Source organism: Arthrobacter sp. Sr24 (genome assembly GCF_054511175.1).
On the sequence record NZ_JBTNDB010000037.1, the window covers coordinates 16,916 to 27,093 of the forward strand.

The window sequence follows — 10,178 nt, forward strand, 5'->3', positions numbered from 1 at the left end:
TTTTTCCACCGGGCGCATAACACCGAGGACCAGTGTATCCGGGGTAGCCGCCACCAGTGTCTTCGAGAGCTGACACGAAGGCCGGTAGCAGGTAGTTTGCTGGTGACGGCTCGGTCAGTAGCAGCCGTTACGGCTTGAGAACGTCATGCGAGACCACAGCATGAAGCTCCACCCCGCCCTTCTGCAGCTTCCAGTAGTGCAGCCGCAGCGCCCCAGCCGTCCCCTGCTCCACATACAAGCGCCAACACACGTCATCACCGCGCATGGTAGGTGGGGCGTGGGCGCCCTCATTGAGCCGGAGCTTGTGCGGTTCGCGTTTACGTAGCGGCCCCTGCCAATCGGACGCCAAATCCACCACAGCCCGCAACGTCTTGCCGCGCTGCTGCTCTGTCAGGGTGGCCCATGAGTCCAAAAATAGTGGACCCACACTGAAATTCCCCAGCGGATATAAGGACTTCTCGGCCGCCGGAACCACCCTCGCCCAGACCTGCTGCAGATCAAAAGTGAATTGCTCAGCGGGATCTAGGAACAGCGCATCCAGCGCATTCTCTGTCCGTGACGCGGCCGATCTGCGCTGTTGGCGCAGCTGCACCAACGCAGCTTTTGCCTTGGCTAGCTCAGCCTTGAGCCCCTCCACCTGATGTGTGGCCGCGTTGTGTTCGCGCGCCAAATCTGCAGCCGCCCGGCGCTCGTTCTCCAATTGATCCTGCAACGCCCGCGCCACCTTGTCCGTGGCACCCTGCCGTTTCGCCGCAGCCATCAACTCCGCAATGGTGTGCCGGGCCGATTCAAGCTGCATTTGCGTGCTTTGCAACGCTGTCCGCCGAGCAGCAGGGGATAGCAAGGCTTCTTGATGTGAAGATTCGACGCCGGATAGTGAGGGTTCCTCGCGGTCGTCAGCGGCCGCGGTGGCTGGGGCGGAGACGGAGGGACGGTTGGTGAAAATGGAGGCATAGGGCCTCTCCAGATCCAGCCAGGGCGGACCGCCGCGAAGGAGCGGCGGCGTCGGGACCGAGGGTTCGTCGTCGTCCACGTCCAGCATGGAGAGCACCACGGCACCGTTGCGGTACAGGACCCGAACCCGGACCACCTCGCCCTCGGTCAAGAGATCCTGGGCGGAGTCGAGTTCATTGGAGGAGATGTGCTCCACGCCGATGGGGAAATCGTTCCCGGGCCACAACTGCACCGAGGCATGGCGGGGGTAGACAGCTTCGACCCGGGCCAAGGCCACATCGCCGTGGCTGTAGACAGTGACCGGGGAGGGTCGGGGGAGCAGCAGCGCCCGAATATCCAGAACATGGGTGGCCGGATTCAGTGTGCCGGAGAGCTTCTGCCCCTTGGCCACCAGCCAGTCCAGCGGGATCCCCGGCAGCAGGTCTTCGCTGCGAATCACTGCCCGCTCACCGCTGGGAAGCAGTTCAACCATGGCCCTGTCCTCGGCCGGGAACCCCTTGACAACTGCTTCAGATATCACGTTGATGGGGGCGGTAGCGGGCCGGGGCGGCTCAAAGTGTTCGGCAGCTAAGACCTCATGCTCCAGTGTTTGGTAGAGGTGGGGCAATTGCGAGGGATGGTGCGGCAGGTGCGGCCGCGGTACCCGTTCCTGCCAGCGGTCGCCATGCGGATAGATCCGCGCGCCCGTTCCAAAAATGTGAAGCTGCTCTGGCAAACCCGCTTGCAGATTGCGGGTTTCGGGCCCATTGAGAATCTGGATGATCCGTACTTGATCACCCAGCCGGGCAGCCAACTCCTCCGGGTCAATATGAAAGTCCGTTTCTGGCATGCGGGAGATGACGAGCACCGTGAGATCACGCAGCGGATTCATCAGCTCATGGGCCAGTTGGGTTCCTGCCATATAAGCTACGGAAACTGCGGCGGTGCGTGGCTCTCGCTCAACGGCGGGCGCTACCTGTGAGAGTCGATTCCTGTTCTTCTGTGCAGGCATCACGGCTCCTTCGGCATCGGTTTAACCAGATCATGTTAGTGACCCACCTTACATCCAGGCGATGAAGGGGACTCCGCATAATCGTTTGGATTACGCGGAGCGCGGTCAATACCGCGGATGGCCCGTTACGGCCGGCTAAATTCTGAGCTGCTGGTTAAAGAAAGAAAGCTGTGGGGTTCCGTAATGTTTACGGAACCCCACAGCTATCTTGAGCTTCGAGAGGCTATTTGGGAGTTGCCTTGGCCCGACGCTTGTTGAAGACATCAAAGGCGACGGCGGCAAGCAGGACAAGTCCCTTGATGAGTTGTTGGAACTCTGTTCCTACGCCCATGATGGACATGCCGTTGTTCAAGATACCGATGATCAGGCCACCGATGATGGCGCCAATCACGGTTCCTATGCCACCGGTGACGGCCGTGCCGCCAATGAAGACGGCGGCGATGGCGTCAAGTTCGAAGCCTTCGCCAGCCTTCGGGTTGGCGAGGTTGAGCTGTGCGGTGAAGACCAGGCCAGCCAACGCTGCCAGCACACCCATATTGATGAACAAGGTGAAGGTGACGCGCTTGGTGTTCACGCCTGAGAGCTCGGCTGCATGGGCGTTTCCACCCACTGCGTAAATGTGCCGACCCCAGATGGAGTTCGCCATGACGGCTGAATAGCCCACCATGAGAACGCCCATGACCAGCAGAACAATCGGTGTTCCTCGGTAGCTGGCCAACAGGTAGGCGATGAGCAAAATCAGGGCCGAGGTGAAGACCAATTTCCCGATGAACCAAGCAGTCGGTTCGTCAGCGAGGTTGTACTTCTTCAGCTTTGAACGCTGCTTGACGCCTGCGATGACAAAAGCTGCTGCTGCAAGTACACCCAGAACCGCTGTTAGAGGTTCAAGGAATGAGGTTCCGCCGCCCAAGTCGGGGAGGAATCCACTGCCCAGGGACCGGAATTCATCAGGGAAGGGGGAAATCTGCTGGTTCTGGAGAGCGATCTGAGCCAGGCCACGGAATGTCAGCATGCCTGCCAGGGTGACAATGAATGATGGAATGCCGAAGTAGGCAATCCAGAATCCTTGCCACGCGCCCACCACGGCGCCTAAGACCAAGCACGCGATGATCGCCAGCCACCATGGCATATTCCATTGGGTGATCATGACACCGGCCATGGCGCCAACAAACGCAACCACGGACCCAACGGACAGATCAATGTGTCCGGCAATGATGACCATCACCATACCCACAGCCAAAATGAGGATGTAGCTATTTTGGACGATCAAGTTGGAGACGTTGATGGGGGCTAGGGTGATGCCGTTGGTGGTGATCTGGAAAAAGATGATGATCACAATCAAGGCGATGAAAAGGCCCACTTGCCGGAGCTGACCGGTCAGGTACTGAAAGGCGGAATTAATGGCAGTCATCAGATGTCCTGCTCCTTTGCTTGGGTCATGAAACGCATGAGATATTCTGCAGTTGCTTGGGCTCTGGGTACATCAGCGGTGATTCGGCCCTCGGCCAGGGTGTAAATCCTGTCGCAGATACCTAGTAGTTCTGGCAGCTCGGATGAGATGACGAGGATGCCTTTACCTTCGTCGGCCAATTGATTGATGATGTTGTAAATCTCGTACTTGGCGCCCACGTCAATGCCGCGGGTGGGCTCGTCCAGAATCAGGACATCAGGGTTGGCGAACATCCACTTGGAAAGGACAACTTTTTGTTGATTTCCGCCGGAGAGCTTGCCGGTGATGGAGCCTACGCCCGGTGCCTTGATGTTCATGCTCTTACGGAAGCCCTCGGCAACCTCATGCTCTTTATGCCGATCTACCCAGCCCCACCGCGATAGCTTGGACAGCGCAGCACCCGAGACGTTCCTGCGGATGTTGTCCAAAAGGTTCAGGCCGTAGTGTTTGCGGTCCTCCGTGGCGTAGGCGAGGCCATGCTTGATGGCTGCCGCGACAGTCTTCGTTTCAATGGCAACGCCTCTTTTGTAGATCGTGCCACTGATATTTGTGCCGTATGTCCGTCCAAAAACGCTCATGGCCAGCTCGGTTCGGCCAGCGCCCATGAGTCCGGCGATGCCAACAATTTCTCCTGCGTGGATCTTGAGATTTGCGGCCTTGACCACTTGCCGGCTTTGATCAACCGGGTGGTGAACGGTCCAGTCTTCGATGCGCAGAAGTTCTTCGCCAATAGTTGGGGTGTGATCCGGGTAGCGACTGTTCAAATCACGGCCCACCATGCCCTTGATGATGCGTTCCTCGGAGATATCGTCGGCATGCATGTCCAAAGTCTCAATGGTCTGCCCATCACGAATGATGGTCACCTTGTCGGCGACAGCCTTGATTTCGTTGAGTTTGTGGCTGATCATGATCGATGTAATGCCCTGGCCTTGCAGGTGTTTGATCAGGTTCAGCAGGTTTTCTGAGTCACTGTCATTCAGGGCAGCCGTGGGCTCGTCAAGAATGAGTAGCTTTACTTTTTTGGAAAGTGCCTTGGCGATTTCCACGAGTTGCTGCTTGCCAACACCTAGATCCGAGACCTTGGTGGTGGGGTGATCGTTCAGACCTACCCGTGCCAGCAACTTTGAGGCTTCAAGGTTGGTCTTGTTCCAGTCGACAAAGCCCTTTGTGGCGAGCTCATTGCCTAAGAAAATATTTTCGGCGATGGAGAGGAACGGGCTCAGTGCTAGTTCCTGGTGGATGATGACGATGCCGGCAGCCTCAGAGGACTTGATGTCTTTGAACTGGCAAAGGGTGTCTTCAAACCAGATTTCGCCCTCGAAGGTACCAGCGGGGTAGACACCGGAGAGGACCTTCATAAGTGTCGATTTGCCGGCACCGTTTTCGCCACAGATGGCGTGTACTTGTCCGCGTGTGACCTCGAGCGAAACATCTTGGAGGGCCTTGACCCCTGGGAATGTCTTGGTGATGGCACGCATGTCAAGGATCGTTGATGTCACGATGGACCTTCATTTCGCGTTCGGGATGGGAATGTCATTCGTTCCTGTTGCGGCGGCGTGAGCCGCCGCAACAGGAGGTCCGCACTACTTGAGGTCGTCGGCGGTGTAGTAACCGCTTTCAACGAGTTCCTTCTCGTAGTTGTCCTTCGTGACCACAACAGGCTGGAGCAAGAAGGTCGGAACAACCTTGACCTTGTTGTTGTAGCTGGTGGTGTCATTGACCTCGGGGGTCTTGCCCTTGAGGAGGTCATCGGCCATGGCCACAGCTTGGTCGCCCAGCTTGCGGGTGTCCTTGTAGATCGTGGAGTACTGCTGGCCGGCAATGATGGACTTCACTGATGCTGCCTCTGCGTCCTGACCGGTGATGACCGGGAGGGCAGTGGTGGCGTAGCCAGAGGATTCGAGGGCGGAGATGATGCCGATGGAAATCCCATCGTAGGGGGACAGGATTCCGTCAACCTTGGCGCCACCGGAGGAGTAGCTGCTGGCGATCAGGTTCTGCATACGCTTCTGAGCGGTTGCCGGGTCCCAACGCAGTGTAGCGATCTGGGTGAAGCCGGTCTGGCCACTCTTGACGACCAGTGTGCCGTTGTCGATGTACTTCTTCAGCGTCTTCATGGCGCCGTCGTAGAAGAAGGTTGCGTTGTTGTCATCCGGGCTTCCGGCGAACAGCTCCACGTTGAACGGACCGGTCTCACCGGTTTCCTTGCCTGCTTCGTCCACGATGCCCAAACCGGTCAACAATGACGTTGCCTGGTCAACTCCAACCTTTTCATTGTCAAAGGTGGTGTAGTAGTCAACGTTGGCGTTGCCGTTGATGAGGCGGTCATAGGCAATGACTTTGATGCCAGCCTTGGCGGCGTCATCGAGCTGGTCACTCAACGCGGTTCCATCGATGGAAGCGATGATCAGGACCTTGGCGCCCTTGGTGATCATGTTGCTGACCTGCTGGACCTGCTGCGGGATCTTGTCATCGGCGTACTCAAGTGTGGTCTTGTACCCCAGCTTTTCCAGCGACTGCTGGATGGCCGTGCCATCCTTGATCCAGCGCTCGGAGGTTTTGGTCGGCATCGCAATGCCAATCAATGCCCCGCTATTGTCGCCTGATCCGGCGGCATCGGTTGATTCGCCGCCGCGCGTACCGCAACCGGCGGTGCCCAAAGCGAGGCTGAGCGCCAAGGCGCCTACGAGTATTCTCTTAAATTTCATGGTGAGTTCCTTTTGAGTCCAGTGAGCGTCGTTGCCACGAGATGGTAGGTACTGCGAGTTGTTGGCGACTAGCTACAAAACGAAATTCGCGCCGCCAATATTTGTTAGCGCTAACATTCGTAGATAGTGTAACCCGGCACACATCTAGCGTGTCAAGTGCGGCTTTGCTCGAGAGCGCTATGTGCGCTGAGTGGTGTTTCTACTGCGCCCAAAGTGTTAACGCTCACTACTTGCTCAAACGACGAGAACGCTGCCATGAGAAAGCCACGAAAAGGCCTGCAGCACACGGAAGGCCTAGTGAAATAGTGCCATATGCTACAGGCCGGACTTACCGGGTCTGCCGGATTCGGCCTCTCCAGCGGGCGCACATACCGGCCAGCGGTGGTTGCTGCGGCAATTGAGGACACGGTCATTGGTAATCATGGGAGGGCTGAGGCAGACGGCGGGATGCGCCGAAGCTAGGCTGGAACTTTCTTGCCGCGGCTGTTTCTGACTGTGATGACGCCACCAGTAACAGCGAGCAGCGGAACTCCTGCAATCCCAGGCCACACGCTGGCGGGCGTAGGGTTCTGTGTCGCAGCTGAGCCTCCGCTGACAGCTGATGCCAATGGTTCCGGGGGTACCGGAGCGGCCAACGGTGCAACCACTGCGGTGGTGACTGCGGTGGATGCTTCGGGAGTTGTGGGGGTGACGGTGACGGTTCCTTCGCCTTTGGCAAGGAAGGCTTCCGGGCTGACCCAGAGACCGCGGCCCTCGCGGTCATGCCGCAGGCGCCGTGCGGTTTCACGTGTTGTTCCTAAGCTCCGCCGTGGGCGTTGGCCGTGGAAATCTAGGCAAGAAGAAGTAGGGGGACACGGCGGCAACAAAGAATGTGCCAGCCACTGTTCGGGAAAGGCGAAGTTCAGTGGTGAACATGGTGAAGCCCTTTCCCTGGGAGCTTATGTCGCCGCGGCCTGGGCTGTGGCGACACAAACTCCCGGGACAATGGTTAGCACTGCTGAATTACTGCTAGTGCCGCGTAGTTTCACGGGAAGTGCCGACGATACTCGCTGGAATTCAATAACCCACTTAAATACTCTGATATGTCTAAGCTGTTTCTCAATTGTTCTACCATGATGCACTTGAAGGTATTTATGTTTGTGCTTATTAGTTCAGAAACAATCCATATCTAATGTCTAATGGGTCATCTACGCAGGATTTTAGGGACGGGGCTCCGGGCTCAGGGCTCCGGTCATGGTCGGGATGGGCATTTGGAGTTCGTTGATTTTCAGGGGTTTTGAGTGGGTGGAGGGCTGTTAATTTTGTCCGAAGTACGATAAAATAGAGTTAGTATTTTTTCGTCTACCGAGAGGTGAAATGATGGTTTTCATGACTGCTCAACTTCCCCTGCCGGTGACGATGGATCCTGTTGCCATGCCGGTTGGCTTGGCAGTGTCCTTAGTAGAGAACGACCGTGGCGGGGAAGTCTATATTCGCGGGCAACTCTGTGACGTGTGGGATGCAAAAGACGCTGCAGCGCGACGGTGGGCGGCAGTCAAATTGGTGCGTCTGGGCGCGGCCTCTCAGGAACAGATCGCGGCAGCTTTCGGCGTTACCTCGGTGGCGTTGTGGAAATGGGTCCAGCGGGCGGCCGTTGGTGGCATTGCTGCTTTGGTGCCGGAAAAGAAGGGCCCCAAGAAGGCCTCCCGACTCACCAATACTGTCATTACCAGGATCGTGGAACTGCGCAACACCGGCCTGTCCCAGCAGGCCGTCGGCAATATGGTTGGCGTCTCGGAATTTAGTGTCCGTCGCGCCCTGAAAATCGCTGCCGATCAAGCTGCCACCCAAACAACAGCCCCCGAGCCTGAAACCCTAAAATCAGTGTCAGCACCAGCACTGCAGCCTGAGCTGCCGCTCTTGCCAGCCCCGGAATCACGGGCTGCGGAGCGTGCTGCTGCTGGCCTCTTTGAATGCGCATCCCCGGTGTTTGCGCCGGCCGCACATATTCGTCATGCCGGGTTGTTCCTAGCTATCCCGGCGCTTGAAAGCACTGGCCTACTGGGCTGCGCTAGGCAGGTGTACGGGTCGTTGCCGAATGGTTTCTACGGCCTCGACACTGTCCTGATCGATGCAGTGTTGCGGGCACTGGCCGGGGAAGCGCGTGCTGAGGGCGCGACCCGCTTCAACCCTGTAGAGCTCGGGCGGGTGTTGGGTTTGGACCGGGCACCTGAAGTAAAAACCATCCGCCGCCGCATCAGCCAACTCGCCGAGGTCGGCAAAGCCCAAGAACTGATTGCTGCCCTAGCCAAACACCACCTGGCTGGCACCGGTTCTAGTGGCGAGGACCTGGCAGCGATTCTTTATGTTGATGGGCATGTGCGCGCTTATCAGGGCACGAAAAAGATCGGGAAGCTCTACTCCACGAGGTTGAAGTTCCCGGTCCCTGCGACCGAGGAAACCTGGGTCAGTGACGCTCACGGCGCCCCCGTGTTCGTTGTCATGGCCGCTCCGGGGGCTTCCTTGGCCGCGGAACTGCGCGATCTGCTGCCGGAATTGCGCACAGCGGTCGGGGACGACCGGCGCGTGTTGGTCGGCTTCGATAGGGGCGGCTGGTCACCAGCGTTATTCAAACACATGGATGCGGCTGGTTTTGATGTGCTGACGTGGCGCAAAGGCACCACCAAAGACATCGAAGCCAAATTATTCGCTGAGGTCTCCCACACCGATGAACACGGGGAAGAGAAGACCTGGTCGGTCGCTGACACCGTCGTTGACCTGCCCCTGAACACCACGAAGAAGACCGGGGAGGTCTTCAGTATCCGCCAGATCAGCCGGATCGTGGCCACCCCCGGTGGAGGGACCCGGCAAATCCACATCCTCACCACCAAGAAGAACCTGTCCGCCGGCGAAGCCGTGTATCGAATGGGCAATAGGTGGAGGCAGGAAAACCAGTTCCGCTACGCCCGCATGCACTTCGCTCTCGACTCCCATGACTCCTACAGCTCCACCGATGACAATCAGGACCGTTTGGTGCCGGAACCGGCGAAGGCACGCGCTTACCAAAAGGTTGTTGCCGCCCGGAATCATCACGCAGAAGCATCCGCTGTGGCCGATCTAAACCTGCTGGCGCTGAAAACCCCGGCAGAAGGCACCGATGAAGTCACGGTCACCAGTGCCATGCATAACCAGGTCATGGCACCAGTATGGGAAGCAGAAAGTGCGTTGGTTGCTGCGGAAAAGATTCATCAAGGAATCCCAGCGAAGGTCCGCCTCGGTGACCTGAACCCAGGCCAGCAAGTCCTAGATACCGAGGTGAAGCTGATCCATACCGGCATCCGGATGGCCGCCTTCAACACGGCAATGACCATCGCCCGCGAGATCCGCACTAACACCAGCTACAAACGCGCGAACCAGGAAGCCCACACACTCATGCGTCAGATATTCAACCAGTCCGGCGACATCGACATCACCACCCCCGGCTACCTAACCATCAGCTTGGACCCGCTACCGACCAAGGCCAAAACAGTGGCCGTCACCGAACTCTGCGCCCACCTCACCAACACCGAAACCCGCTACCCCGGCACCAACCTCATCCTCAAATACACCATAAAAACCAAGACCCAGGGCTCTTGACATGGTGAGGTAATTCATGTGGGGTCAGTCGCTGTTTTTGATTTTGTAGCGCAGGATCAGGGTGGTGCCGGGGTAACAGGTTTTCGTGGCGGTGAGGTGTTCGCACAGCTTGGCGGCTGCCATCGTTTTGGCTTGGGTGGGTAGCGGCTCGAGAGTGATGGTGAGGTGGCCCTGTTTGGTGGTGTCGATGTCCCCGGGCTGGTTGAGTATCTGGCGCATCAGGGCGTGTGCTTCCTGGTTGGCACGTCGGTAGCCGGTATTGGTGCGGATCTCTCGGGCGAGGGTCATCGCGGTGTTGTAGGCCGCCATGCGGATACCGGTATGGATCATTTTTGTTTCGGTATCCAGGACTTGCTGGCCCGGGTTCAGATCACCGAGGCGGAGCTTCGCGGGGATTTTCTTGTGGGCTTTCTCCGCGGCGATTAACGCGTTTTCGGCTTCCCATAAGGGTGCCATGGCC

At 57.9% G+C, this 10,178-nt stretch carries 6 protein-coding genes; 1 reads left to right on the forward strand and 5 read right to left on the reverse strand.

What is annotated here, in order from left to right:
- Positions 1 to 127 precede the first annotated feature (127 nt).
- The 4 genes from ACX80D_RS16785 to chvE all read right to left on the reverse strand — a co-directional run bounded on the left by ACX80D_RS16785 (position 128) and on the right by chvE (position 6,103).
- Entirely contained in the window at positions 128 to 1,945 is a 1,818-nt protein-coding gene (locus ACX80D_RS16785) for a hypothetical protein (protein ID WP_459324009.1), read from the reverse strand.
- A gap of 223 nt (positions 1,946 to 2,168) precedes the next feature.
- Positions 2,169 to 3,356: a multiple monosaccharide ABC transporter permease gene (mmsB, locus tag ACX80D_RS16790; RefSeq protein ID WP_459324010.1), complete on the reverse strand. Its 1,188-nt coding sequence runs from the start codon at positions 3,354 to 3,356 to the stop codon at positions 2,169 to 2,171.
- Positions 3,356 to 4,873, reverse strand: coding sequence for a multiple monosaccharide ABC transporter ATP-binding protein (gene mmsA / locus ACX80D_RS16795; protein WP_459324015.1), 1,518 nt, complete (start codon positions 4,871 to 4,873; stop codon positions 3,356 to 3,358). The genes mmsB and mmsA overlap by 1 nt, the downstream gene beginning before the upstream one ends.
- Positions 4,874 to 4,978: 105 nt before the next feature.
- Positions 4,979 to 6,103, reverse strand: a complete 1,125-nt coding sequence (gene chvE, locus ACX80D_RS16800) for a multiple monosaccharide ABC transporter substrate-binding protein (RefSeq protein WP_459324011.1) — start codon at positions 6,101 to 6,103, stop codon at positions 4,979 to 4,981.
- A 1,368-nt stretch (positions 6,104 to 7,471) separates the two neighbouring features.
- Between chvE and ACX80D_RS16805 the strand changes: the two genes are divergently transcribed.
- The gene (locus ACX80D_RS16805; protein ID WP_459324012.1) at positions 7,472 to 9,718 is read left to right on the forward strand and encodes a putative transposase; all 2,247 of its coding nucleotides are present in this window, start codon (positions 7,472 to 7,474) and stop codon (positions 9,716 to 9,718) included.
- A gap of 24 nt (positions 9,719 to 9,742) precedes the next feature.
- Here ACX80D_RS16805 and ACX80D_RS16810 read toward each other — a convergent pair.
- A partial coding sequence (locus ACX80D_RS16810; RefSeq protein WP_459324013.1) for a putative transposase occupies positions 9,743 to 10,178 on the reverse strand: 436 nt, incomplete at its 5' end.

What these genes read in the sequence shown, in the direction of transcription:
- ACX80D_RS16785 (WP_459324009.1), bottom strand. Translation starts at nt 1,945, where the DNA reads ATGCCTGCACAGAAGAACAGGAATCGACTCTCACAGGTAGCGCCCGCC.
- chvE (WP_459324011.1), bottom strand. Translation starts at nt 6,103, where the DNA reads ATGAAATTTAAGAGAATACTCGTAGGCGCCTTGGCGCTCAGCCTCGCT.
- mmsA (WP_459324015.1), bottom strand. Translation starts at nt 4,873, where the DNA reads ATGCGTGCCATCACCAAGACATTCCCAGGGGTCAAGGCCCTCCAAGAT.
- ACX80D_RS16805 (WP_459324012.1), top strand. Translation starts at nt 7,472, where the DNA reads ATGACTGCTCAACTTCCCCTGCCGGTGACGATGGATCCTGTTGCCATG.
- mmsB (WP_459324010.1), bottom strand. Translation starts at nt 3,356, where the DNA reads ATGACTGCCATTAATTCCGCCTTTCAGTACCTGACCGGTCAGCTCCGG.